Here is a 25,374-nt window from a genome sequence, read left to right as displayed (position 1 = left end):
TCGGAACACCCGTCCCGCAAGGGGATTTGCTCCGCTACTCTCTCCCCATCGCGGCGCCTTCCCACCCGGACTGCCCGCGACGAATGGGGGCACTTCGAAAATGATCAACAAAGGTCGAATAAACGTCCGGATTCGACGGCTGAAAGCCGGGCGCCTCTCATCGGCACGGGCCCGGTTCCACGGCCGGCGGGACGCGGCCGGTCTCCGGGAATTCCTGCACGGCGCGGCGGTCGGCGGCACTTGGCCCGACGAGAGCCTGCCGCCGTACATCCTGGGTCTGCGCGCACAGGTGGGGCGCGGCACGGCGCGGCTGCGCTCGCGCACCTTCGCGGCGCACCGCGCGCTGCACACCCGGATCCAGGCCGAGTCGGTGCGGGTGGTGACCCAGTACACCCAGCGGGAGAACCCGGCCCCGGCGGCGCTCGCCCGGTTCGGGCAGATGGTCGGCGAGTGGCGTTCGACCGCCTCCGTCTGCCGCCAGCAGGCCCAGCAACTCGCCGACGAGGCCAACCAGTTGATCGCCTGCTACTGGGACGGCGCCTGGAGCGTCGCCCAGCGCGACGGAGAGCTCGGCGAGCCGCGGCCGGCGGGCTGGGTGCCGGGGAGGATCACCCTGGACCGCACCTGGGCCCGGCTCGACGACAGCCTGCTCAGCGACCGCTGGTACGGCCCGGAGCACACCGGGCACGACGGCGACCTGCCGGCCGTCGCGCAGGCGCTGCACATCCTCGACCACCAGGCGGCGCCCGGCCGTTCCGGGCCGGTGCGCGGCGGCAGGCGATGACCTCCCCGTTCCGCGCCCGGCCCGCCGTACCGCCGCCGCCCGTCTCCCAGGAAGGCCAAGGAACGTCATCGTGCATCACTCGGCCCTGACCGGTCACCGGTCCACCGTCCGCGCCGCCCGCCGGTTCGCCGTCGTCGTCCCCCTGGTGTGCGCGCTCTCCGCCCTCGTGTCCTGCAGCAAGCAGGAGGAGTCCCTCACCACGCCCTGCGGGGTCGTCGTCGACGGTTCGGGATCGGCCGCCGCGGTGAAGGAGGGGTTCGACTCGGAGGCCAAACTCAAGGACAGCCTCGTCGAGTTCCTCGCCGACCAGAAGTGCGGGACCGTCGACTACGCCCCCATCACCCGCTCCTCGCGCAGCTCGTCCTGCCGGCAGCGCCAGGTGGACCTGGATCCGCCGCACGACGCGAACACCGACCAGAAGGTCCAGCGGGCCGATGCCCAGCGGGACGCGGCCGTCGCGGCGCTCGCCGAACTCACGTGCGCGCGCACGCAGAACGGTTCGGACGTGTGGGGCGCGCTGGACCGCATCGGGGAGGCCGTCCCGCGCGAGGGCGGCACGCCGAAGCTGCTCGTCGTCAGCGACTTCGCGCAGGCCGACCCGGAGTTCCAGCTCTCCCACCAGGAGATCGGCACCGAGGCCGCGCGGACCAAGGTCATCGACACCCTCGTGGAGAAGCGGGGGCTGCCCGGCATCAAGGGGATGGACGTCTTCCCCGTCGGGCTCGGCATGCAGTACGGGGCGAAACCCAGCGAGGCCGACGACTTCGAGTCCTTCTGGGTGCAGGCGCTCGAAGGGAGGGCCAAGGCACATGTCGACAACCACTACCGGCGCTGACGAGCCCCGGCCGCTCCGCCGGCGGCTGGCGCGCGCCCTGCCGCTGCCCGGGCGGAGCGACCAGCGCACCGCCCGGCCCGGGCCCGGTTCCGGCACTCTCGCCGGCCGCCGCCCTCTCGTCCTCGACGCCAGGGACAAGGGCGGGCTGCTGGACGACGCCAGGAACAGGGGCCTGACGGCCGGCAAGAAGAAGACGCTGGACCCGTGGGTGCTGCACAGCGGCGACCGGCTGCCCTACTTCGCCGAGCTGGCCTCCCTCCGCGACGCCGTGATCCAGCGGATCGAGGAGGACCTGAGCCGGCAGGAGGAGACGGCCCGGCTCCAGGAGGCGCGGGCGGGCTCCGAGGTGACCGCGGGCGTGGCCGAGGGCAAGCTCCTGGACGAACGGCTGCGGGAGGCCGAGGAGAACATCCGGGCGGCCAGGGAGCAGCTGAACATCCTCGCGATCCGCTCCTCGCGCTGGCTGCGCTTCCGGGACCGGCTGCGCGAACGGGTGGAGGACCGCTGGCTGCGCGCCCGCTTCCCGGACCCGCCCGACCGGCCGGCCGGCCGCACCCCGGAGCAGGCGGACCCCGCACTCGCGGACGGGGCCGGCCGGGCGGCCGACGCGGAGGAGGGCGTGGATCCGGGCGAGGAGTGGCAGTCGGTGTCCGCCCCGGACACCGCGGCGGGCGGCACCTCGGCCGCCGCCGTGCGCGAGGAGTTCCTCGCCGCACGGCGCGACACCCGCGACGCGGCGTCGGGCGTGGGCTGGGAGGGACTCCAGGTCCGCCCCGGTCTGCCCCGGTGGCTGAGCCTGACCCTGCTGGGCGTCATCATGGCCGTCGAAGTGCCGGTCTACTGGGTCGCCTACCAGCCCTTCCACGGGGTCGGCAGCACGGGCGGGGACCTCATGTCCGGCACGCTCGCCGTCTCCTCCGCCGTGATCATGCTGATCCTGCCGCACCTGGCGGGGAACATGCTGCGGTGGCGCTCGGCGACCGGCTCGCCGCGCGGCGGATGGCTCCCGGCCCTGTCGCTGCTCGGCGTGTGGGGCGGCCTGACCTGGCTGCTCGGCACGCTGCGCGCCCGGTTCGTGATGCAGCACGACACTCCGGCGGCCGGCTCCGGGGGCGCCACCGGCTTCCGGGGGCTCGGCGGCTCGTCCGCCGACACCTCGACCCTGGTCGACCGGCTGCATCTGACGACCCAGACGGTCACCTGGATGTTCACCGCGCTGCTGCTGCTCTCCGGCGGTGTCGGCTTCCTGCTCGGCCTGTTCCGTGAGCACCCGTTCCTCGACTCCTACCGCACGGCGCTCGAACGGCGTGCGGAGTTGCAGCGGCGCCGCGAGGAGAACCTCGCCGCCACCGAGCGGGCGCGGGCCGCGCAGAGCACCGCCGAGGCCCGGCAGCAGGACCGCAGGGAGGCCACCGACGCGCGGATCGCCGCGACCCGCCAGCTGTACGAGGCCGCGGCGCAGGAGTATCTCGGCGGGGTGATGGAGGCGTCGAAGGACCCCGCCGTCACCGAGTCGGTGATGCGCCTGTCCAGCAAGTGGCCCGTGCTGCCGGCCGCCGCGCGGACCGCGTAGGGGCCCGCGCGACGCCGGACCGGCACCGCCCCGGCCCCTCTCCCAGGGGCCGGGGCGCTCGCATGTCCCGGCGGGGGTCCCAGCAGGGTCCAGGCGGCGACACCTCCCCACCGCCCCGCCGGCTCCCCCACTCGTACGACTCCCTGGCTCCCCCCACTCGTCCGGCCCCCCGGCTCGTCCGGCTCCCCGGCTCGTCCTGTTCGCTCACTCCTCCGGGCAGTCCACCGGCGCGGAGACGACCGCGTGGAGCGGTGCCAGCAGCCGGTTGACCTTGCGCACGTCGTCCTCCGACGCCAGCCGCAGGCACTCCAGCGGACGGGGGTCGACCGGCGCGTCCGGGCAGCGGTCCTGGAACAGCTGGAGCGCCTTGCGCGGCCTGCACCGCTTGGACGTCCACCACAGACCCTGCGCGTCGGCGCAGCGTTCCCGGATCACCCGCACCCAGTACCGGGTGCCCGCGTACTCCTCGGTGTCGATCAGCCAGTCGTCCTGCCAGACGGCGGCGAGGCCCTCGGCGGTCGTGAGGTCCACCAGGGAGACGGGCGCCGTGGTGCGGACCGACGAGAGGACGTACCGGGACGCCTCCGCCCAGGGGATCTGGCGCACTCCGTCGTCACCGAACTCGACGGACCTCAGCAGGACCTCACAGAGCGCGGTGACCGGGTCGAGGGCGGCGTACAGGTAGGGGTAGGGGTCCTTCTCGGTGGGGTCGAAGCGGCTGCCCTTGAAGATCTCGTGGGCCACGTTCGGATTGAACTCGCCGGCCGCGTACTGCTCCTCGTGGCACCGCCACAGCACGGTGCCCGCCGGGAGGACATGGCGCCGCGGCTTCATGGCCACCCCCTTCGGCGGCAGCTGGCCGGCCATCAGAACGCCCCCGCCAGCTCGGCGGCGGCCCGTTCCAGCGCCTCGTCCGGGAGGACCCCGAGCAGGTCGGCGGGGACGCCGCCCAGCCACCGGTTGCCGCCGAGCCACCAGTCGGCGGCACCCCAGGGGTCGCGGTCCGCGCGGAGCAGGACGTTGATCCGGCGGACGACGGGCAGGGGTTCGGCCGTGCCGGGCCTGAACTGGAAGCGCGGGTAGCGGATGCCGCGCTCCGGGTCGCGCAGCCGGATCAGGCCGTCGGACGGGAGCGCGGTGCGCCCGGTTCCGCCGGACGCGGTCCGCCCGCCCGCCTGAGGTCCGCCGGGGCCGGCTCCGCTGCGCGAAGTGTGCTCGTCCCCGGTCAGCGCGGTGTGCTCGGCCCCGGTCAGCGCGGTGTGCTCGGCCTCGGTCAGCGCGGGTGCGGCGAGGAGCCGTTCGCGGGCCCTCCTGAGCAGGTCGGCGGGGTCGGGCGGCGGGGTGCCGAGGACGTCGATCACCGCGTCGACCGTGGTGAGGCGGGGCAGTTCGCCCGGGGCGCCGGCGTAGCGGTGGCCGCCGAGGGCCTCGGTCACCGGATGGCCGGGCGGCAGCGCGGACAGCGTGCGCTTCAGCCTGCGTACGGCACGGGCGACGGCCGTCGGGTTCCCGGCGGCGGTCTCCTCGCGGATCTCCCGTAGTGCGCCGGCCATGCGGCCGAGGTCGTCCTCGTCGAGACCGGTGATGACGGTGGTCCAGTGACTCTCCAGGAGTCGCAGCAGCTCCTCCGACGTCATCCGCGCTCTCCTTCCTGCCGCCGGGCGGGTGCCGCCGCTGCCGGGTTGCCGTGGTGGACGAAGGCCGCCCAGGTGTCGGGGCGGTCGTGGAGGTCCTCGGCGAGCCGCCAGGCGGCCGAGACGCGCCGCAGCGCGGCGACGGGCGGGCGCAGGTCGGGCGGGGCGAGCATCCAGCGCTGGGCGGCGCGCAGCGCGTCCGGCGGGGCGAGGCCCCGGGCCAGGGCGTCGTGCAGCACGAGCATGAGCAGCTCGGACCGCATGTCGTCGACCTTCCACCGGGAGCCGATGGCGTCGGCGGCCAGCCGGTGCACCAGGACCGAGGTGAGGGTCAGGGCCTCGTCGTGGTCGCGGGTGGTGAGGTCCGTCTCGCAGCCGCCGCACACGACCAGGGGCCCGGCCTGGCCCAGGGCCTCGCTCTCGACGGGCGTGCCCAGCAGGGCGCTCAGCGTGAGCCGGCCGCCGGTGCCGGACGGCCCGCCGGCCTCGTCCGGCGCGGCCAGCCAGAGGGCCGAGCGGGTGGGGTCGGGCCCTGCGAGCCCGTGACAGGCGAGGTGCACCAGGGAGACCGGCTCGACGGCCCGGCCGCCGAGCAGGGCCAGGACCCGCTCCGGGGTGGCCGGGTCCTCGTCGGGCCGGTGGACCACGGCCCCCCGGTAGTGGACGGCGGCCAGCGTCTCGATCTCCTCCTCGGCCCACTCCAGGTCGTCCGCCGCGTGGAACACCAGGGCCGGCCGCTCGGCCGGTGCCATGCGCCGGCGGCCGGCGGCGCGCAGGAACTCCCGGCCGGAGGCGGCATGCGTGAGGACGGCGACCTCGCAGGCCCGTACGGACCGCGGTACGCCATGACCGGCGGGCGGCTCCAGAACGGCCGCCTGCCAGGGCACGACCCCGAGTTCACCGCAGGGCACGAGCACGAGCCGTACGGCGTCGGGGCGGCCGGCGCCGGCCGGGACGCTCCCCGCGCCGCCCCCGGCCGCGTCGGCGAGAGCGTACGGCAGGCCGGCCTCGGCGAGGGCGCGGTCCCACAGGTCCAGGTGGTGCAGCGCGGGGCCGAGCACCTCGCCGGCCCACGCGCACATCCCGTCGAGGGCGCGCAGCCAGCGCCGCTCGGCGCGGTTCCGCTCGCGCTCGTTGACGCCGCCCTCGTCCGCGGCCTCAAGGCGCTGCCGGTCCGCGCCGGCCGCCAGGTACTCCGCGACGGGGGCACGGCCGCCGGGTGCGAGGCCGGGCAGCGGCAGCACCGTGACCGGCCCCTCGCCGGTGACGACCAGCACGGCGCCGTCCGGGTCGTCGACGCCGGGGACCAGGTACAGCAGCGCGTCCGCCCCCGACGCGCGCAGCCCGGCGCGCAGGTCGTCCACGGAGGCGAGCACCGGATGCGTGTCGGCCGCCCCGCCCTGTGCCCGCAGGACGTCGAGCGAGCGGCGCCGCAGATCGCCGGGCAGGTCGGGAGCGCCGGTGCCCGCGGCGGTGAGCACGTCGAGCAGGGAGCGGTCCCGCGGGCCGCCGAGGGTGCCGGGGCGGGCGGAGAGTTCCAGCGGGGAGCGGTCCGCGCCCCACTCGCGGTCGGGGTCGGCGGCGCCGCGCCAGCGTTCGGCCAGTGCGTTCTCGCCCAGCGCCGCGAGCCGGTCGGCCACGCCCGCGGAGACGGCCGCGGCGCCCAGCACCAGGGAACGGCCCGCCTCCAGACAGCCGATCGCCTCCTCGGTGAGTCCGGCGCCGAGCGCCCAGAAGGCCGCCCTGCGGCCCCGGTCGGCCGACGCGCGCGCGATGCGCAGGCCGTGGCCGACGCCCTGCTGGAGCAGGACGTCATCGGCCGAGAGCCGCAGCGAGGCGCGGGCGAGCCCGACGGCCGCCCGCAGATCGTCGTCACCGCCGGAGGCCGCCGACGCACCCGCACCACCTGCCTGGCCCGCCGCGTCCACCGCGCCCGGCGCGTCCGCCCCACCTTTCGCGCTCACCGCGTCCCCCGCGTCGACCGCGCCCTCCGCGCCCGACCGGAGGGTGGCGCGTTTGGCGCGCAGCGCGGCCAGGTCCCAGGTGAGACCCGCGCCGCCCGGCCCGCCGTCGGGCAGTTCGGCCAGCGCCCGCGTCAGCTCGGCGATCGCCTCGTCCAACGCCCCGGCGTCCCCGGTGAACACGTACAGGGTGTCCAGGGCGACGGCGATCCCGGACCGCGCCCTGGGCCGGAAGTCGGAGGTGAATCCGGGGTTCTCCAGTGCGGCCCGGGCCCGCCGGACCCCCTCGGCGATACGGGTCGGGTCCGACTCGGCGATGGCCGTCAGGGTGAGCAGCGGGGCCCACGTGATGTCGAGGAGGCTGCGCATGACGGGCATGTCGACCGATGTCTCCACGGCCCGCTGGAGGTGGTGCACGGCCGATCGCAGCTGTGCGGTCCGGTCGTCCGCCGACGGCACGAGCACGACCAGGCCCAGGTAGGCGGTGCCGAGGACGAAGCGGCTCAGGGCGCCGACCCACTCCTCGGCGCCGTCGTAGGCCTCGTCCAGTTCCAGTTCGCACAGGGCGTCGACGACGTCCTCGACCGCCCCGGCGTCGCCCCGGTCCAGGGCGGCCGTCAGCCGTACGTGGAGCCGGACGATCTCACCGCAGAGCCGCAGGGTGGCGGCGGCCGGGTCGCCGTCCCAGTGCTGTGCCTCGAACAGGTCCCGGGCCATGTCCTCGTCCTGCAGGCTGCCGCCGGTGAGGGCGGCACCGAGGAGCAGGCCGGGGACGACGACCCGCAGCCACTCTCCGTGGGTGCGGCTGTCGAGTTCCCCGGCGGCCCACGCCTCGTGCATCAGCCGGAGCGCCTCCCGGAACCCCTGCATGTCACCGGTGCGGGTGGCGAGGGCGACGTGCACGAGGGCGGCGACCATCCTGGACGACAGGGGCGTGCGGCCCTCCCCGTCCGCGAGCCGCTCCCCGGTCAGTTCGGCCAGCAGCGCGGACACGTCCTGCGGCACCAGGGTCCCGGGAGACATCACCTCGGCCAGGGCGACGTACTGGGCGAGGGTCTCCCGGACCGCGGCGTCCGAGTCGACGTCGTCGGCCGGCGCCTCGGCGGTCTCCTCGGGCTGCGACGGGCGCGCGGCGAGGGACTCCGCCATGCCGAACAGGAACGTCATCAAGTTGGCCACCGGTGCCGGCGTCGGCTCGGCCGACGCGGTGTCCACGAACCGCCGTCCCCCGCGCAGGAGCGTGTCGGTGTCACCGGCCAGCAGCGCGTCGCTCATCTCGCCGAGCATCACCATGCGGTCCCGGACTTCGGGCGTCATCCGCGGGTCTGCGCGTTCGAGCAGCAGCCGGACGAGCAGCGCGGTGTCCTCCACCGTGCCCGAACCCCCCTGGGCGAGGGGGGTCCCGACCGAGACCGCGGACATGAGCCGGTCCAGGCTCCACCGGCCCGAGGGGTCTGCCGGGAACTCGTGCTGGAGCCGCACCAGCCGTGACCCGACGAGGGCCACCAGATCCTTGCGCGCGGCCTCCCGGTCCGCTTCGCCGAGCAGCGGAGACGTACGGGACTCCGCCAGCAGGGTCAGCGCCCGCTCCCGGTCGGCGGGGTCGCCCGCCAGGACGAACCGCACCGCGCGGCACCGGCCGAGCCGCGCCGCCACCGCCGCCGCGGTGGCGCCGCCTTCGCCCACGCCCCGCAACTCGCCGGATATCAGCTCCAGTTCGTCGGTCAGCGCGTCCAGCTCCGCGCCGCGCACCCCCTCGTACTTCTCCGGTTCGACGGGTACGGCGAACCCGTCCGTGCGGGCGAGTGCGGCGGCGGCCCGGCCGGCCGCGGGCGCCATCCCGGCATCACTCATGCGTCATCCCCTCCGCCGCTCATGGTGCCCGTTCCCGCGGTCCGGCAGCCGGGTCCGGCGCACCTCTGCGGCATCCTGCCGGACAACGCCCGGCTCCCGGCCGGATTCCGCCCGATCGGGCATGGCACGGGCACGCCGAGGCGGGCATGCTGGACAGCCCGGTGCGGCCGGCCGCACCCGGACCGGAAGGAGGGGCGCGGTGACGGACTCCGGACCGGTGCCCGGCGCTCCCGCGCCGTACCTGGAGACGACGCACGACGACTACGCGGCGCGCTACACGGCGGGCCTGCGGATCGAGGCCGCGGACACCGGTGCCGTCGTCCTGTACGGCCGGTGTCCCCGGTGCGGCTGCGCGTTCCTGTACACGCACACGGACCGGGTCTTCCGCTCCCCGCGCCGCGGGCCCCGGCCGGCCCGGGTGCCGGTGCTGTGCGCGTGCGAGGCCGGGCACCCCGGGCGCCCGCCCGGGGAGTCGGGCTGCGGCGCCTACTGGAACGTGCTCGTGGAGCGGGCGTGACCGCGCGCTGGCAGGTCCGCCCGGGTCCGCCCGGGTCCCCGGCCGACCGTCAGGCGGCCCGGCTGACCCGGGAGTTGCGCGCCGGCGAGCTGACCCGGGCCCGGGAGGCGGCGCTCGCCTGGCGCAACGGACTCGCGGCCCTCTTCGCCGGGCTGCTCGGCTTCGGCCTGATCAAGGGCCGCACGGATGTCGGGAAGCTGGCCGCTCCGTACGGCGCCCTGGTGGGCCTCGCGCTGCTGCTCTGTCTGGTGTGCGGCACCCTCGGCGCGCTGTCGCTGCTCCGGGCGGCGCACGGCGCACCCACCGCCGTCCGGCTGCCCACCGGCGTGCCCGCCACGGCCACGGCGCTGCACCTGGGCGACCACCGGGAGACCCGGCGCACGGCACGGGCGCTCGCCCTCGGTGTGGCGCTCACCCTCGCCTGCGGTGCGCTGCTGGTCACGGGGGTGGCGCTGACCTGGTACGGCCCCGAGAGGGACGGCCCCCGGATCCTGGTCCGCACCCCCTCGGGGGTCGTGTGCGGCAAGCCCGTACGGACCGGGGAGGGCCGCCTTCTGGTCAGGACGGACGCCGGTGACATCACGGTGCGGCTCGACAGGGCCGAGGGCCTGGCCGCGGTGGACGACTGCCCGGGCGCCGCTCCCGCGGGGTGAGGGCGGGGTCAGCCGGTTCGCCGGTCCCGGCCCGTGGCCAGGGTCAGGGCCGTGTAGAGCACCAGGGAGGTGCCCAGTCCCACCGCCCAGCCGTAGTCGGCGAGCGGGGCCAGCGCGGGGATCGGGCGGCCGTCGATCAGGGGCTTGAGGCCGGCGCCGCCGACCGCGAGGACACCGCCCGCGAGGAAGGCCGCGACCGCCCGCCAGTTCCAGCCGCCGTCGTACCAGTAGCGGCCGCCCGCGCGGTAGAGGTCGGCGAGGTCGAGGCGGGTGCGGCGCAGCAGCCAGTAGTCGGCGATCAGGATGCCCGCGACCGTGCCGAGCAGTCCGCCGACCAGGCCGAGCCAGGTGAAGATGTAGCCCTGCGGGTCGGAGTACAGCTTCCACGGGAAGATCAGCACGGCGAGGACCGCGGTGATCAGCGCACCGGCGCGGAAACTCACCTTCCTGGGCGCCACGTTGGAGAAGTCGAAGGCCGGGGAGACCAGGTTGGCGGCGATGTTCACCGAGAGCGTGGCCACCAGCACCGTGACCAGGGCGTAGAGCAGGCCGACCACGTTGTCCGTCTTCGCCGCCAGCTGTACGGGGTCCCAGACCGGCTTGCCGTACACCGCCTGCGAGCCGGAGGTGACCAGCACGGAGAGGAACGCGAAGAGCGTCATGGTGGTGGGAAGACCGAGCGCCTGCCCCCAGGTCTGCGCACGCTGGCTCCTGCCGTAGCGGGTGAAGTCGGGGATGTTCAGGGACAGCGTGGACCAGAAGCCGATCATGCCCATGAGGGAGGGCCAGAACAGCTTCCAGAAGTCGGCGCCCCAGCCCAGCGTGGAGGGCTGGTCGAAGAGCGGGCCGACACCGCCGGCCTTGCCGCTCATCCACCCGAGCATCACGAAGGCGCCGACGAGGACGAAGGGCGCGGCCCAGTTCTCGAACCGGCGGATGGTCTCCATGCCCCGGTGGATGATCGCGACCTGGATGCCCCAGAAGACCGCGAACGACAGCCACATGGTCCAGGCGTAGCCGCCGATGTGCGAGGCGTTTGCCCAGCTGCCGCCGATCAGTTTCCCGGCGAGGAAGTAGATCGCCTCGCCGCCGATCCAGGTCTGGATGCCGAACCAGCCGCACGCCACCAACGCCCGGACCACGGCGGGGAGATTGGCGCCGCGCACCCCGAAGGACGCGCGGGCGAAGACCGGGAAGGGGATGCCGTACTTGGGACCGGCGTGTCCGGTCAGCAGCATCGGCGCCAGCACGACCAGATTGGCGAGGGCGATGGTGAACACCGCCTGCTTCCAGTCCATGCCCACCGCGATCAGCCCGGACGCCAGGGTCCAGGAGGCCGTGTTGTGGGCCATGCCCACCCACAGCGCGGAGAAGTTGTACATCGTCCAGGTGCGCTGTGCCGTGGGGACGGGGAGCAGGTCCGCGTTGGCGTAGGGGCCGCTGGGCTGCGGTGAACCGGGGGCGATCTCCACCCGGCCGTCGGGCAGGGTGACTTGAGCGGTCGGCGGTATGGCCGTGGGAGCGGTGTCGGTCATGGGCAGGCCAATCGAAGAAGGGCGGGACGGGAAAGGCCGTGCGGGCACCGGCCCCTCCCCGGGACGGCGGGGAGGGGTGACCAGGAGGTGGGGGGTGAGCGGGGGACGGAGTGCGGTCAGCCGTTGACGGCCGGGATCACCGTCGTGCCGTAGGCGTCGATGGTGGCTTCCTGGGCGTCGTGCATGTCGTACAGGGCGAACTGGTCGACGCCCAGGTCGCGCAGCGCGTTCAGCTTCTCGATGTGCGCGGCGGCCGGACCGATGACGCAGAACCGGTCGACGATCTCGTCGGGCACGAACTCGGTGTCGGGGTTGCCGCTGCGCCCGTGGTGGGCGTAGTCGTAGCCCTGGCGGGCCTTGATGTAGTCGGTGAGTTCGTCGGGGATCCGGCCGGAGTGCTCGCCGTACTTGGCGACCAGGTCGGCCACGTGGTTGCCGACCATGCCGCCGAACCAGCGGCACTGGTCGCGGGCGTGGGCGAGGGCCTCGGGCGAGTCGTCCGCGGTGACGTACGCCGGGGCGGCGACGCAGATGGTCACCTCGGAGGGGTCCCGTCCGGCGGCGGCCGCCGCGTCCTTGACGGCCTTGACCATGTACTCGGTCAGATACGGGTCGGACAGCTGGAGGATGAACCCGTCGGCCTCCTCGCCGGTCATCTTCAGCGCCTTGGGGCCGTACGCGGCCATCCACACGGGGAGTTCGGCGCCCGGCTTGATCCAGGGGAACCGGAGCACCGTACCGCCGAGGTCGGCCTCCTCGCCCCGGGCCAGCGCGCGGATGACCTTCATGGACTCGCTTATGCGGGCGAGGGTGTTGGGCTTGCGGCCGGCGACGCGCATCGCGGAGTCGCCGCGGCCGATGCCGCAGACGGTGCGGTTGCCGAACATGTCGTTGAGGGTGGCGAAGGTGGAGGCGGTGACCTCCCAGGTACGGGTGCCCGGGTTGGTGACCATCGGGCCGACCGTCAGGTTCCGGGTGTGTTCGAGGATCTGGCTGTAGATGACGAACGGCTCCTGCCAGAGCACGGCGGAGTCGAAGGTCCAGCCGTAGGTGAAGCCGTTGCGCTCGGCCCGCTTCATGAGGCTGACGACGCGGGAGGCGGGCGGGTCGGTCTGCAGGACGAGTCCGAAGTCCATCGGCACCACTCCTAGTTGAGGTACTGACAGGTGGAGCGCGGGGTGTAGACGCCGTGCCCGGCGCGTCCGGTGTACTCCCGCCGTTCGATGACGGGTTCGCCGCGCGACAGGACCGTCTCGACGCGGCCGGTGACCCGCTTGCCCTCGTACGCCGAGTAGTCGACGTTCATGTGGTGGGTCCCGGCGGACATCACCTGCTCGGCGTGCGGGTCGTAGATGACGACGTCCGCGTCGGCACCGGGGGCGATGGTGCCCTTCTTCGGGTACATGCCGAACATCCGGGCCGGGGCCGCGCAGGCGATCTCGATCCAGCGGCGGCGCGAGATGTGCCCGTCGACGACGGCCTGGTGGAGCAGGTCCATACGGTTCTCGACGCCCGGCAGACCGTTGGGGATCTTGGAGAAGTCGCCGCGGCCCAGTTCCTTCTGGCCGGTGAAGCAGAAGGGGCAGTGGTCGGTGGAGACCACCTGAAGGTCGTTGGTGCGCAGGCCCTTCCAGAGCGCCGCCTGGTGCTCCCTGGGGCGCAGGGGTGTGCTGCACACGTACTTGGCGCCCTCGAAGCCGGGCTCCGCGAGGTTGTCGGTGGACAGGAACAGATACTGGGGACAGGTCTCGCCGAAGACGTTCAGTCCCTCGTCGCGGGCGCGCGCCAGCTCCGCGACGGCCTGCTGCGCGGAGACGTGCACGACGTACAGCGGGGCGCCGGCGACCTGGGCGAGCTTGATGGCGCGGTGGGTGGCCTCGGCCTCCAGCAGGGCCTTGCGGACCTCGCCGTGGTAGCGCGGGTCGGTCTCGCCCCGGGCGAGCGCCTGCTCGACCAGCACGTCGATGGCGATGCCGTTCTCGGCGTGCATCATGATCAGGCCGCCGTTCTCGGCGGAGCGCTGCATGGCGCGCAGGATCTGGCCGTCGTCGGAGTAGAAGACCCCGGGGTAGGCCATGAACTGCTTGAAGCTGGTCACTCCTTCCTCGACCAAGAGGTCGAGTTCCTTGAGCGTCTCCTGGTTCACATCGGAGACGATCATGTGGAAGGCGTAGTCGATGGCGCAGTTGCCCTCGGCCTTGGCGTGCCAGGCGTCCAGGCCCTCGCGCAGGGTGTGGCCGACGCTCTGCACCGCGAAGTCGACGATGGTCGTCGTACCGCCCCAGGCGGCGGCCCGGGTACCGGTCTCGAAGGTGTCGGAGGCGAAGGTGCCGCCGAACGGCAGCTCCATGTGGGTGTGGGCGTCGACGCCGCCCGGGATGACGTACTTCCCGGCGGCGTCGATGACCCGGTCGGCGGTGAACGCCTCGGCGGCGGGGGTGCCGGAGGCGGCGAGGGCGGCGATGCGGCCGTCCTCGATCAGCACGTCGGCGTGGATCTCGTCGGACGCCGTGATGACGAGACCACCGCGGATGACGGTACGGCTGCTCATGATCCCTCTCCTCCCAGGGTGGGCGGTGCGGTCGCCGCGGTCAGGGCGCGGTCAGCGGCGTGTACGCCCCCGGCGCCCGGTCGCGGTAGAACTGCCAGCGGTCGCGGACCTCGCGGAGTGTGGCCAGGTCCAGGTCGCGGACGACGAGTTCGGTCTCCTTGTCGCTCGCCGGCTCGCCGACGAACTGGGCCTCCGGGTCCACGAAGTACGTGGTGCCGTAGAAGTCGTTGTCGCCGAGGTCCTCCACGCCGACCCGGTTGATCGCGCCGACGAAGTACTCGTTGGCGACGGCAGCGGCGGGCTGCTCCAGCTGCCAGAGGTAGCGGGACAGGCCGCGCGAGGTGGCCGACGGGTTGAAGACGATCTCGGCTCCGGCGAGGCCGAGCGCCCGCCAGCCCTCCGGGAAGTGGCGGTCGTAGCAGATGTAGACCCCGATCCGGCCGGCGGCGGTGTCGAAGACGGGCCAGCCGCTGTTGCCGGGCCGGAAGTAGAACTTCTCCCAGAACCCCTGCACCTGCGGGATGTGGGTCTTGCGGTACTTGCCCAGGTAGGAGCCGTCCGCGTCGATCACGGCGGCGGTGTTGTACAGGACGCCGGGCTGCTCCTCCTCGTACATGGGCAGTACCAGGACGATGCCCAGCTCGCGGGCGAGGGACTGGAAGCGCCGGACGGTCGGGCCGTCCGGGATCCGCTCGGCGTACTCGTAGAACGCCTTGTCCTGGACCTGGCAGAAGTAGGGGCCGTAGAACAGCTCCTGGAAGCAGAGGACTTGGGCGCCCTGTGCCGCCGCGTCGCGGGCCGCCTGCTCGTGGACCTGGATCATGGATTCCTTGTCGCCGGTCCAGGCGGTCTGGAACAGGGCGGCACGGATCACTCGGCTCATCGGGACCTCCGGTAGCTCGGTGTGCGGTGAGCCTAGGAAGTCCGGACGGCCGGTTCGACGGGCAGCGTGTCACGTCCGTGGCCGGTCGGCGTGCCACCGTGTCACGCGTGCGCGGTCCCATGTTTCACCGCCGTTTTCGCAGGTCGTCGCATGTTTCACCCCTGTTGCGCGTCATGCGCGAGGAGCGCGATGTGCACGGAGGCCGCCTGTTCGAAGTCGTCGAGGTCGACACCGAGGCGGCCCTGTATGGCCTCCAGGCGGCGGTACAGGGCGGGCCGGGAGACATGGTGCAGCTGGGCGGTGCGGGACTTGTTGCGGCCCGTGGCCAGATAGGTCCGCAGGACGTTCAGCAGCTCCGGTTCGGCCGCGCACAGCAGCCCGTCGAGTTCTCGCTCGGCGAAGGACTGCACCTGCGGGTCGTCGCGCAGCAGCCGGACCAGGCCGCGCAGATGGACGTCCCGCAGCCGTACGACGGCCGGCAGCCTGAGGGCCGCCGATGAGCCGGCGGCGGCGTCCGCGACATGCCGGGCCTCGCGCAGTCCGGCGGGCACGTCCGCCCAGTCGGTGCGGGGAGCGGCGGCGGCGACCACGGCGGGCGAGCCCGTCGCCAGCCGGGCCGCGAAGTGCGCGGTGAGTGCCTCGGCGTCCTGGTCGCGGGCGAGGCTGAGCAGGACGGCGGCCGTCCGGTCGGCGAGTTCGGCGGCGATGCCCGGCAGCCCCAGCAGGCGCAGCACTCGGTCGATCTGGTCCGGGCGGCGGTCGCGGACCACGAGGGGCACGAAGGTGCGCCGGTTGACCGGCAGTCCGGCGGCGCGGGCCCGGGGCAGCAGCTGCCTGGCCGGTACGACCCCGGAGACCAGGTCGGTCAGCAGGCTCTGCGCCGACTGCTCCTCCCAGCTGTGCGCGGAGCCGCCGCCGAGCATCCGGTGCAGCACCACCGCCTCGGCGGCCCGGTCGGCGAGCAGCCGCCCGGTGGCCTGATCGCCCCGGTAGCCGCAGAGCAGCAGCCGGCCCCAGCGCTCGCCGCGGCCGCCCAGCTCGGCGCGGATCCAGCCGTCGCCCGTGCCGCCGCCCGCCTGCCGGGCGATCCGCTCCCAGTCGCGCAGGACGTCGTCCACCGCCGACCGCTCCCCCGCCGTGCCGAGGACCCGGTGGGCGAGATTGGTGACGACGACCGGACAGCCGCTGTGCCGGGCGACCTCGTCGAGCAGCCGCTGCAGCGGGGCGGCGGCGGTGATCAGTCCGGTGAGGGCGGTCCGTACGGTCTCCGACAGGCTGATCGCGGCGTACTTCCGCCGTACCAGCCGGGACTGCACCTCTTCGGTCAGCTCGGCGAAGGGGAACGGCCGGTGCAGGACGACCATGGGCAGCCCGCACCGCTCGGCGGCCCGGCGCATCACCTCGGGCGGCGTGGGGAAGGCCCGCCCGAGGCCGAGGACGACGGCCGCCGCCTCGGCCCGGTGCAGGGACCGGATGTACTCGGCCTGCCCCGCCTCGTCGCCGGCGAGCAGCACACCGGTGGTGAGGACCATCTCCCCGCCGCTGAGCATCACCCCGACGTCGGCGGCCTCCGCGACATGCACCCAGCGCACCGGCCGGTCCAGCTGTCCGGCGCCCGCCACCACCTCGGGCTCCCCGGCGAGCACCCGTTCCAGGGTCAGCACCTGGCGCACGGAGAGCACCGGTTCGGGCGGCGGCGGGCCGGTGTGCCGGGACTCCGAGGCGGTTGTCATGGCCGTACACCTGTTCTCTCGTGCCTGCTCCCCCGCGGCGTGGTGCGGGCGTCTCAGCCGTTCTCGTACGTGGTCCGCAGCGCACGTTCCAGGATCGCCGCGCCCTCCTCGGCCTCGGCGACGGTCAGCGACAGCGGCGGGGCGATGCGCAGGGCGCTGGTGTCGTGCCCGCCGCCCTTGCCGATGAGCAGGCCGCCCTCCCTCGCCGCCTCCAGCACGGCGGAGACGGCGGCCGGGTCGGCCTCGTCCGTGCCCGGCCTGACCAGTTCGACGCCGATCATCAGGCCGCGTCCGCGCACCTCCCGCACCCCGGGCAGCTGGGCGGCGACCGACCGCAGCCGCTCGATGAGCAGTCCGCCGACGCGCCGGGCGTTGCCCTGGAGGTCGTGTTCGAGGAGGTAGGCGAGGTTGGCGAGGCCGGCGGCCATGGTGACCTGGGTGCCGCCGAAGGTGGAGATGCTGTTGGCGTCCAGGCAGTTCATGATGTCGGCGCGGGCGACGACACCGCCGATGGACATGCCGTTGCCGATGCCCTTGGCGAAGGTGACGATGTCCGGCGGGCCGCTGCGGGCGTGCGCCTGCCAGCCCCAGAAGTGGTCGCCGGTGCGGCCCCAGCCGGTCTGCACCTCGTCGGCGATCCACAGGATGCCGTGGGCGTTCAGCACCTCCCGGAAGGCCGCGTACAGGCCGTCGGGGGGCGAGGTGAAGCCGCCGACGCCCTGGACGGGTTCGGCGATCAGCGCGGCCGGCGGCCGGGTGTGGCCGAGGACGTCCTTGAGGTCGGCGACACAGGCGTCGATGAAGGCGCGGTCGTCGAGGGCGGCGAACGGCCCCCGGGTGCGCACCCCGCCGTGCACGTACAGGGTCTGCAGCGGGGACAGGGAGGTGGGGGACCAGCCGCGGTTGCCGGTGAGGCCGACCGTGCTGAAGGAGCGGCCGTGGTAGCTGTTGCGCATGGCCAGGACGGTGTTGCTGCGCCGGTGGGCGGTGGCGAGCAGCAGGGCGGTGTCGTTGGCCTCGGTGCCGGAGGTCGTGAAGAAGACCCGGGCGTCCGGGATTCCGCTCAACTGGGCGACGCGTTCGGCCAGTTCGACCATCGGGCGGTTGAGATAGAGGGTCGAGGAGTGGATGATCCGGCCGGCCTGCTCGCTGACCGCCTTGGTCACGTCGGGCAGCGCGTGCGCGGTCATCGTGGTCAGGATGCCGCCGAAGAAGTCCAGGTACCGGCGGCCGGTGGCGTCCCAGACGTGCCGGCCCTCGCCGTGGGTGATCTCGATCGGCTCGTCGTAGTAGAGGGCGAGCCAGTCGGGCAGGACCCGGCGGTGACGGGAGTAGAGGTCGTTCACGGCTGCACCAGCCCTTCGTAGGCGTCGGGGCGGCGGTCGCGGTAGAAGGCCCACTGCTGCCGCACTTCCTCGATGAGGTCGAAGTCCAGGTCGCGGACGAGGAGTTCCTCCGCCTCGTCGTTCGCCGTCTCCCCCACGAACCGGCCGCGCGGATCGACGAAGTACGACGTCCCGTAGAAGTCGTTGTCGCCGTACTCCTCCCGCCCGACCCGGTTGATGGCGGCGACGAAGTACTCGTTGGCGACGGCCGCCGCGGGCTGTTCGAGCTGCCACAGGTGGGCGGAGAGACCGCGGTGGGTGGCGGACGGGTTGTAGACCAACTGGGCGCCGTTGAGTCCGAGTTGCCGCCAGCCCTCGGGGAAGTGGCGGTCGTAGCAGATGTACACGCCGACCTTGCCGACGGCGGTGTCGAAGACGGGCCAGCCCAGGTTCCCCGGCTTGAAGTAGTACTTCTCCCAGAACCCCTTGACCTGCGGGATGTGGTGCTTGCGGTACTTGCCGAGGTAGCTCCCGTCGGCGTCGATCACGGCGGCGGTGTTGTAGTAGAAGCCGGACTGCTCGACCTCGAAGACCGGGACGACCAGCACCATGCCGGTCTCGCGGGCCAGTTCCCGCATCCGCCGCACGGTCGGTCCGTCGGGCACCGGCTCCGCCCAGCGGTAGTGCTCCGGCTCCTGGACCTGGCAGAAGTAGGGGGCGTTGAAGACTTCCTGGAATCCGATGATCCTCGCGCCCCGGCGGGCCGCCTCGCGGGCGTGCTCCTCGTGTTTCGCCACCATGGTCCCGGTGTCGCCGGTCCAGGTCGCCTGGACCAGAGCGGCGCGGACGACGTTGGTCATGAGCTGCTCCTTCGACACGACGTCAGAGCCTCTACGCCCGTAGAGGAGGCCGTAGAGGCACGAACGTAAGCCCCCGCGAGGCTCTTGCCAAGACCATTGTCGTCAACCCGCGGAGTCGATCACGTTTCACACTCCTGTGGGTGAGCGGGGCCGCCGGCCAGCGGGCGGATCGGGGCAGACCGGGACGCGGCGGGCCGGGTGCCGGTCACATGGCGTGCCCGGCGACGCGCAGCGCGTGCACGAGGTCCCAGTGCCGTTCGTCGGAGACGCCGTGCGCGGCCGCCAGCAGCAGCGGGACCAGGTGCCGCGGGTCGGCGGCGGCGGACCGGGCGGCCTCCTCGGGGGTGCGGACGCGTACGTAGGCGTCCAACAGGGCCCGCACCTCCCTGGTCCGTCCCTCGCCGGCCAGCCGCAGCACGGCCGCGCCGATCTGCTCGGCGGGGCGTGCCGCGCCCTGCCGCAGCAGGGCGCGGCCGTCGTCGTCCCGGCCGGCGGCGGTGAGCGCGTCGGCGGCGGCGACCAGCCGGTCGGCGGGGAGCGCCGCGGCCTCCCACAGCAGGGTGGCCCAGTCGGCGCCGAGCCCGGCCCGGTGCAGGGCGTCGGCGAGCATCGGCAGCCGGCCGGCGGGCCAGCGCGCGGCCTCGGCCAGCAGCACATGCGCCTCACCGGTGCGCCCGTCGGTCCGCAACCGGACCAGCAGGGCGACGGCCCCGGCGACCGCCGCCCCGGCCTCCTCGTCCACGTGCGCACGGGCCGGCACCGCCGCCTCGACGGCCTCCTCGGCCCCGGCGAACCGGGCTCCGCGCGGCACGGCGGGCCCGGTGGCGGCATCCGGCACGGCGCCGGCCGCCGCCACCTGCGGCACGACGACGGGGGCGGCCACGTCGCCGTCGCCGGCCCCGGCGAACCGGGCACTCCCGCGGCGCCGCTTGCGGGGCTTGCCGGGGGCGGGGGCGGGGGCATCCGGCACGGGGCGGGGCGCGGCTTCGGCGCCGGTGACGGGCGGGGGGAAAACGCCGGTGACGGGCGGGGTGGAGGCGCCGGTGACGGGCGGGGTGGAGGCGCCGGTGACGGGCGGGGTGGAGGCGCCGGTGACGGGCGGGGGGAAAACGCCGGTGACGGGCGGGGTGGAGGCGCCGGTGACGGGCGGGGCGACAGCACCGGCGGCGGGCCGGGCGTAGGCGCCGGCGGCGGGCGGGGCGACAGCACCGGCGGCGGGCCGGGCGTAGGCGCCGGCGGCGGGCGGGGCGACAGCACCGGCGGCGGGCCGGGCGAAAGCACCGGCGGCGGGCCGGGCGTAGGCGCCACTGGCGGGTGGGGCGAAAGCACTGGCAGCGGGCGGGGTGGAGGCGCCACTGGCGGGCGGGGTGACAGCGCCGGCGGCGGGCGGGGCGACAGCACCGGCGGCGGGCGGGGGGAAAACGCCGGTGGCGGGCGGGGCGACAGCACCGGCGGCGGGCCGGGCGAAGGCGCCACTGGCGGGCGGGGCGACAGCGCCGGCGGCGGGCCGGGCGAAGGCGCCACTGGCGGGAGGGGCGAAAGCACCGGCGGCGGGCCGGGCGAAGGCGCCACTGGCGGGAGGGGCGAAAGCACTGGCAGCGGGCGGGGTGGAGGCGCCACTGTCGGGTGGGGCGAAAGCACCGGCGGCGGGCCGGGCGTAGGCGCCACTGGCGGGTGGGGCGAAAGCACTGGCAGCGGGCGGGGTGGAGGCGCCACTGTCGGGCGGGGTGACAGCGCCGGCTGCGGGCCGGGCGTAGGCGCCACTGGCGGGCGGGGCGAAAGCACCGGTGACGGGCCGGGCGTAGGCGCCGGTGGCGGGCGGGGCGAAAGCGCCGGTTTCGGCATCGGCGAGGGGTTGGGTGCCGGGTGGGGCATCGGCGAGGGACGGGATGCCGGGTGGGGCGCCGGTGGCGGAAGGGGTTCCTGATCCGGTGGCGGCGATCCGCGGTCCAGGCATCAGCCGGCGGTCCGACTCGGCCAGCCGGGAGCGGAGTTCGGCGCAGCGTGCCGTGGCGCGCGCATGGTCGTCGCGGGCCCAGGCGAGGTCGCGGCGGAGGGACTCGGCCTCCGCCGCGGACACCGGAGCGGACAGCATGCGGCTGAGTTCGGCGTGGCGTTCCGCGGCGTGCCGCTGTTCGCGCAGCATGCCGTCGAGCCTGCCGGCCAAGGCCTCCCGGGCACCGGGCAGGGCGTCGTACGCGGTGAGCGCGGCGACGTGCAGTGCGCGGGCCCGCCGCTCCTCGGCCGCCGCCGCGGCCGAACCGTACGCCACGGCCAGGTCCTCCAGCAGCGCCGTCACGACGTCCCACGGCGGCACCTCGCGCCCGTCCAGGCAGGCTCGCATGCCCTCGGGGTCGCGCTGCCAGAAGACCCCGTTCCAGCCGGCGCGCGGATCGAGGCGTGCCAGCAGGGCGTCCAGATAGTTCGCGAACTCCCTTACCCGTAAAGGTAGTTGCCCCACAGTCATCGCCCAGCTCCCGCCCGACTGCCAGTACTCCACCCGTCAGGCAACACCAGTCGCGTTACGGGACTGCTACGGAGAGTTTTCCGGCAGCGCGCGGGCCGCCCGGCACGGGGACTCGACCTCGCCGGCGCCTCAGACGGGCACCAGGGCGCACCGCGCCACCAGTTCGTCCATGGACAGGTCGAGGACGTTCGCCAGCGCGGCCACGGTGAAGAACGCCGGTGTCGGCGCCCGCCCCGTCTCGATCTTGCGCAGCGTCTCGGCCGAGACGCCCGCCTCGGCGGCGACGTCGGCCATGGTCCGGCCGCCGCGCGCCTCGCGCAGCAGCCGTCCGAGCCGCTCACCGCGCTCGCGCTCTTCGGGGGTGAGGGGGTTGCGCACCATGGCCCCCATTCTGCCTGCTCGGCCCTCCCATTCAAATACCGGTACAGTAATGGGCTCAGGGGCGCCGCATCCCCACCCGGGCGCGGGCCTCGCGGCGGCCGTCGCCGAGGACCGCGTCTGCGGCCTCGCGCACGGCGCCGACCGGGTCCGCCGTGCGGCGGGCCACCGCATCCCCCAGGGCTCCGGCGGCCACGGCATGGGACACCGGGCACACGAACGGCCCCGAGTTCCCCGGCGGCGGCCGAAGGCCCAGAGGTCCGGAGGCCCCGAGGCCCCGAGGCCCCGATCGAGGACCGTCCCCGGCCATGGCCCGCCGTCACCGAGCCCGACACCCCGGCCCCGCACACACGTCGGGACGGCCGCCCGGCGGCCCACGCCGGGCGCACGGTGGCGGGCGCGGACGCGGTCCCGGGAGCCCCGCGGCACGCGTGTCCGCCCGAGCCGGCGCGGGCGGCCCGCAAGGCCCCGCGGACCGCCCGCCGGCCGGGCTCCGTCACCCCCGCGGGCGAACATGCCCGCCCTCACGGATCGTGTCATCGTGGGCATGGACAGCCTTCACCCGGTAACCCGGCGGAGCCAGTCGCCAGCGAAGGAATTCACGCCATGACCAACGGCTACCCTCCTGACCCGTTCGGTGATTTCATGGCCCGCTTCTTCGGCGGACTGCCGAACAACCCCCAAGGCCCCCGCCACATCGACATCGGCCGCCTGCTCAGCCAGCCGGCCCGGGAGCTGGTCAGAGGGGCCGCGCAGTACGCCGCCGAGCACGGCAGCCAGGATCTGGACACCCAGCACCTGCTGCGCGCCGCGGTGTCGGCGGAGCCCACCCGGAGCCTGCTGAGCCGGGCGGGCACGGACCCGGACTCCCTCGCGACGGAGATCGACGACCGGGCGGGCCCGGTCCACCCGCCGGGCGAGGCACCGCCGCCGACCTCGCTGTCCCTGACCCCGGCCGTCAAGCGGGCCCTGCTGGACGCGCACGACATGGCGCGGGCCAGCGGCGCCGGGTACATCGGCCCGGAGCACGTGCTCAGCGCGCTGGCCGCCAATCCGGACTCGGCGGCCGGGCACATCCTGAACGCGGCCCGGTTCGGGCCGGGCGCCCGGCCGCCCGAGGCCCCGGAGAGCACCCAGCCACGCCCGGAGCGGCAGCAGCGGCCCACCGGCACGCCGACCCTGGACAAGTACGGCCGTGATCTGACCGAGCTGGCCCGGCAGGGCCGTGTCGACCCGGTCATCGGCCGGGACACGGAGATCGAGCAGACCATCGAGGTGCTGTCGCGGCGCGGCAAGAACAACCCGGTGCTGATCGGTGACGCGGGCGTCGGCAAGACGGCCATCGTGGAGGGCCTGGCCGAGCGGATCGCCGACGGGGACGTCCCGGACGGCCTCGCGGGCCGCAGGGTGGTCGCCCTCGACCTCACCGGGGTGGTGGCGGGCACCCGCTACCGGGGCGACTTCGAGGAGCGGATGAACAACATCGTGGAGGAGATCCGCGCCCACTCCGACCGGCTGATCGTCTTCATCGACGAGCTGCACACCGTCGTCGGCGCCGGTTCCGGCGGCGAGGGCGGCGCGATGGACGCCGGGAACATCCTCAAGCCCGCCCTCGCCCGGGGCGAGCTGCACATCGTCGGCGCGACCACGCTGGAGGAGTTCCGCCGGATCGAGAAGGACGCGGCGCTGGCCCGCAGGTTCCAGCCGGTCCTGGTGCCCGAGCCGACCGTCGAGGACACGATCGAGATCCTGCGCGGGCTGCGCGACCGGTACGAGGCGCACCACCAGGTCCAGTACACCGACGAGGCGCTGGTCGCCGCCGTGGAGCTGTCGGACCGGTACCTCACCGACCGGCGGCTGCCGGACAAGGCGATCGACCTGATCGACCAGGCGGGCGCCCGGGTCCGGCTGGGCGCGGGGACCAAGGGCATGGACGTCCGCGCGCTGGAGCGCTCGGTCGAGCAGCTGGTGCGGGACAAGGACCAGGCGGTCGCGGACGAGGACTACGAGCAGGCCAAGCAGCTGCGCGACCGGATCGCCGAGCTGAAGCGGCAGATCGTGGAGGCGGGCGCCGAGGACAAGGCCGACGAGGGGCAGCTGGAGGTGACCACGGAGGCCATCGCCGAGGTGGTGTCCCGGCAGACCGGCATCCCGGTCAGCCGGCTGACCCAGGAGGAGAAGGAACGCCTGCTGGGCCTCGAGGGGCATCTGCACCAGCGGGTGGTCGGCCAGGAGGAGGCCGTCTCCGTGGTCACCGAGGCGGTGCTGCGCTCCCGGGCGGGCCTGGCGAGCCCCAACAGGCCGATCGGCAGCTTCCTCTTCCTCGGCCCGACCGGAGTCGGCAAGACCGAGCTGGCCCGCGCGCTCGCCGAGGCCCTGTTCGGCAGCGAGGACCGCATGGTCCGCCTCGACATGAGCGAGTACCAGGAGCGGCACACCGTCTCCCGGCTGGTGGGCGCCCCGCCCGGGTACGTCGGCCACGAGGAGGCCGGGCAGCTCACCGAGGTGGTGCGCAGGCACCCGTACTCGCTGCTCCTGCTGGACGAGGTGGAGAAGGCGCATCCGGACGTCTTCAACATCCTGCTGCAGGTCCTGGACGACGGCCGGCTCACCGACTCGCAGGGCCGGACCGTGGACTTCAGCAACACGGTCATCGTGATGACCAGCAACCTGGGTTCCGAGGCGATCACCCGGCGCGGTGCCGGGATCGGGTTCGGGCCGAGCGGTTCGGAGGCCGACGAGGAGGCGCGGCGCGAGCAGATCCTGCGCCCGCTGCGGGAGCACTTCCGGCCGGAGTTCATCAACCGGATCGACGAGATCGTGGTCTTCCGGCAGCTGACGAGCGAGCAGCTGCGGCAGATCACCGACCTGCTGCTGGAGAGCACCCGGCGGCTGCTGGACGGGCAGGGCGTCACGGTCGAGTTCACCGACGCGGCCGTCGACTGGCTCGCCGAGCGCGGCTTCCAGCCGGAGTACGGCGCCCGGCCGCTGCGCCGCACCATCCAGCGGGAGGTGGACAACCGGCTGTCCCGGCTGCTGCTGAACGGCACGATCTCCGAGGGCGACCGGGTGACCGTGGACGTGCGGGACGGGCGGCTGGACTTCCTGACGAGCAGGGCCCGGCCCCCGGGCCCGGAGCCGTCAGCTCCGGAGCCGGAGAGCTAGCCCCGCTGCATTGCGCGCGAAGAGGCGCTGCCACTGCTCGGCGTTGCAGCGAGTCGCTGTCGTCCGCTTCTTGGCGGTGGCGGCGGCCGGCGCCTTCTCGATCCCCACGTAGTCGCCGTCCAGGTCACGCTGCGGCAGGTACGGCAGATGGTCGGAGTCGTAGTCGCTGGAGTCCGTCTCGAACGCCCGCGTCTCCTTTCCGTCCATCACCGTCACACGCCCCTGACTGGATGTCAGCTCGCCGAGGATCCGGGCGTGCCAGGCCGCGTCGCCGGGTTCGTGATCCGTCTCCATCGCGTCGGGGTGCTCCCACGGCCGGCCCAGCGCGTACGCCTCGACGGCACGCAGCGGGCCCTTGTAGTAGGCCCCCGCCCCGCCGTTGACGCCGGGTTCCCCGTCGAACACGGTGTCGCTCACCTGCCGCAGCAGGGCACCGCGGGCCAGGCAGGGACGCTTGCTGCCGCGGACCAGGAACTTGCCCCCGGTCAGGTCCTCGGGCGTGATGCGCGCGGCCTCGATCGCGGCCATCGGCTTCTGCTCGGCGTGGATCGCCACCTCGCCGTTCGCGACCTCGTTGAGATGGTGGACACAGGCGAGCAGCCGTACGGCGATGTGCCGCATCGTCTGCCCCCGCCGGGCCCGGCAATGCCCCCGGGGGCAGTCTTC

Annotated in this window: 20 protein-coding genes; 6 read left to right on the top strand and 14 right to left on the bottom strand. The window is 74.2% G+C overall.

Features of this window, described 5'->3' with window-relative positions; all coding sequences use genetic code 11:
* Positions 1 to 100 precede the first annotated feature (100 nt).
* The 3 genes from ACF073_RS07605 to ACF073_RS07595 all read left to right on the top strand — a co-directional run bounded on the left by ACF073_RS07605 (position 101) and on the right by ACF073_RS07595 (position 3,192).
* On the top strand, positions 101 to 784 hold the full coding sequence (locus tag ACF073_RS07605) for a hypothetical protein (RefSeq protein WP_392067501.1): 684 nt from the start codon (positions 101 to 103) through the stop codon (positions 782 to 784).
* 70 nt (positions 785 to 854) lie between these two features.
* Entirely contained in the window at positions 855 to 1,619 is a 765-nt protein-coding gene (locus ACF073_RS07600; protein WP_392067499.1) for a hypothetical protein, read from the top strand.
* Positions 1,594 to 3,192, top strand: a complete 1,599-nt coding sequence (locus ACF073_RS07595) for a hypothetical protein (protein ID WP_392067498.1) — start codon at positions 1,594 to 1,596, stop codon at positions 3,190 to 3,192. The genes ACF073_RS07600 and ACF073_RS07595 overlap by 26 nt, the downstream gene beginning before the upstream one ends.
* 204 nt (positions 3,193 to 3,396) lie before the next feature.
* On the opposite strand, the gene ACF073_RS07590 is transcribed toward ACF073_RS07595, so the two are convergent.
* From ACF073_RS07590 to ACF073_RS07580, 3 genes are read right to left on the bottom strand one after another with little or no spacing between them, the layout of a single operon-like run.
* Positions 3,397 to 4,059 (bottom strand): RES family NAD+ phosphorylase, encoded by a 663-nt coding sequence (locus ACF073_RS07590; protein ID WP_392067497.1) that lies wholly within the window; start codon positions 4,057 to 4,059, stop codon positions 3,397 to 3,399.
* Complete coding sequence (locus ACF073_RS07585; RefSeq protein ID WP_392067496.1) at positions 4,059 to 4,829, bottom strand: hypothetical protein; 771 nt, start codon at positions 4,827 to 4,829, stop codon at positions 4,059 to 4,061. Before ACF073_RS07585 ends, ACF073_RS07590 begins: the two co-directional genes overlap by 1 nt.
* Positions 4,826 to 8,641, bottom strand: coding sequence for a CHAT domain-containing protein (locus tag ACF073_RS07580; protein WP_392067494.1), 3,816 nt, complete (start codon positions 8,639 to 8,641; stop codon positions 4,826 to 4,828). The genes ACF073_RS07585 and ACF073_RS07580 overlap by 4 nt, the downstream gene beginning before the upstream one ends.
* Positions 8,642 to 8,840: 199 nt before the next feature.
* On the opposite strand from ACF073_RS07580, the gene ACF073_RS07575 reads away from it, so the two are divergent.
* Positions 8,841 to 9,158: a hypothetical protein gene (locus ACF073_RS07575; RefSeq protein WP_392067493.1), complete on the top strand. Its 318-nt coding sequence runs from the start codon at positions 8,841 to 8,843 to the stop codon at positions 9,156 to 9,158.
* Positions 9,155 to 9,811, top strand: a complete 657-nt coding sequence (locus ACF073_RS07570) for a hypothetical protein (protein WP_392067491.1) — start codon at positions 9,155 to 9,157, stop codon at positions 9,809 to 9,811. Before ACF073_RS07575 ends, ACF073_RS07570 begins: the two co-directional genes overlap by 4 nt.
* Before the next feature lie 8 nt (positions 9,812 to 9,819).
* On the opposite strand, the gene ACF073_RS07565 is transcribed toward ACF073_RS07570, so the two are convergent.
* The 10 genes from ACF073_RS07565 to ACF073_RS07520 all read right to left on the bottom strand — a co-directional run bounded on the left by ACF073_RS07565 (position 9,820) and on the right by ACF073_RS07520 (position 21,751).
* Positions 9,820 to 11,346: an NCS1 family nucleobase:cation symporter-1 gene (locus ACF073_RS07565; RefSeq protein WP_392067490.1), complete on the bottom strand. Its 1,527-nt coding sequence runs from the start codon at positions 11,344 to 11,346 to the stop codon at positions 9,820 to 9,822.
* A gap of 116 nt (positions 11,347 to 11,462) precedes the next feature.
* Positions 11,463 to 12,482, bottom strand: coding sequence for a TIGR03842 family LLM class F420-dependent oxidoreductase (locus ACF073_RS07560; protein WP_392067489.1), 1,020 nt, complete (start codon positions 12,480 to 12,482; stop codon positions 11,463 to 11,465).
* A gap of 11 nt (positions 12,483 to 12,493) precedes the next feature.
* A complete protein-coding gene (gene hydA / locus ACF073_RS07555) occupies positions 12,494 to 13,897 on the bottom strand; it encodes a dihydropyrimidinase (protein WP_392067487.1) in 1,404 nt (467 codons plus the stop codon).
* A 40-nt stretch (positions 13,898 to 13,937) separates the two neighbouring features.
* Complete coding sequence (locus ACF073_RS07550; protein WP_392067486.1) at positions 13,938 to 14,780, bottom strand: nitrilase-related carbon-nitrogen hydrolase; 843 nt, start codon at positions 14,778 to 14,780, stop codon at positions 13,938 to 13,940.
* 155 nt (positions 14,781 to 14,935) lie between these two features.
* On the bottom strand, positions 14,936 to 16,513 hold the full coding sequence (locus ACF073_RS07545) for a PucR family transcriptional regulator (RefSeq protein WP_392067484.1): 1,578 nt from the start codon (positions 16,511 to 16,513) through the stop codon (positions 14,936 to 14,938).
* Positions 16,514 to 16,566: 53 nt separating this feature from the next.
* Positions 16,567 to 17,859 (bottom strand): aspartate aminotransferase family protein, encoded by a 1,293-nt coding sequence (locus tag ACF073_RS07540; protein WP_392067483.1) that lies wholly within the window; start codon positions 17,857 to 17,859, stop codon positions 16,567 to 16,569.
* Positions 17,856 to 18,698, bottom strand: a complete 843-nt coding sequence (locus tag ACF073_RS07535; protein WP_392067482.1) for a nitrilase-related carbon-nitrogen hydrolase — start codon at positions 18,696 to 18,698, stop codon at positions 17,856 to 17,858. The genes ACF073_RS07540 and ACF073_RS07535 overlap by 4 nt, the downstream gene beginning before the upstream one ends.
* 205 nt (positions 18,699 to 18,903) lie before the next feature.
* Positions 18,904 to 21,165, bottom strand: a complete 2,262-nt coding sequence (locus tag ACF073_RS07530; protein ID WP_392067480.1) for a hypothetical protein — start codon at positions 21,163 to 21,165, stop codon at positions 18,904 to 18,906.
* Between the two features lie 129 nt (positions 21,166 to 21,294).
* Positions 21,295 to 21,546 carry a helix-turn-helix domain-containing protein gene (locus tag ACF073_RS07525; RefSeq protein WP_392067479.1) on the bottom strand — a complete coding sequence of 84 codons (252 nt, stop codon included), beginning with the start codon at positions 21,544 to 21,546 and terminating at the stop codon, positions 21,295 to 21,297.
* A 55-nt stretch (positions 21,547 to 21,601) separates the two neighbouring features.
* On the bottom strand, positions 21,602 to 21,751 hold the full coding sequence (locus ACF073_RS07520) for a hypothetical protein (protein ID WP_392067478.1): 150 nt from the start codon (positions 21,749 to 21,751) through the stop codon (positions 21,602 to 21,604).
* 398 nt (positions 21,752 to 22,149) lie between these two features.
* On the opposite strand from ACF073_RS07520, the gene ACF073_RS07515 reads away from it, so the two are divergent.
* Positions 22,150 to 24,708, top strand: a complete 2,559-nt coding sequence (locus ACF073_RS07515) for an ATP-dependent Clp protease ATP-binding subunit (RefSeq protein WP_392067476.1) — start codon at positions 22,150 to 22,152, stop codon at positions 24,706 to 24,708.
* Here the strand turns inward: ACF073_RS07515 and ACF073_RS07510 are convergent.
* Positions 24,685 to 25,329 (bottom strand): hypothetical protein, encoded by a 645-nt coding sequence (locus tag ACF073_RS07510; RefSeq protein ID WP_392067475.1) that lies wholly within the window; start codon positions 25,327 to 25,329, stop codon positions 24,685 to 24,687. The two genes, ACF073_RS07515 and ACF073_RS07510, sit on opposite strands and share 24 nt — an antisense overlap.
* Between the last annotated feature and the right edge of the window lie 45 nt (positions 25,330 to 25,374).

The sequence above is a fragment of the Streptomyces sp. NPDC015171 genome (assembly GCF_043079545.1).
In the GTDB taxonomy this organism is placed as follows: Bacteria; Actinomycetota; Actinomycetes; order Streptomycetales; family Streptomycetaceae; genus Streptomyces.
This window is presented reverse-complemented; position numbering and strand designations above follow the sequence as displayed.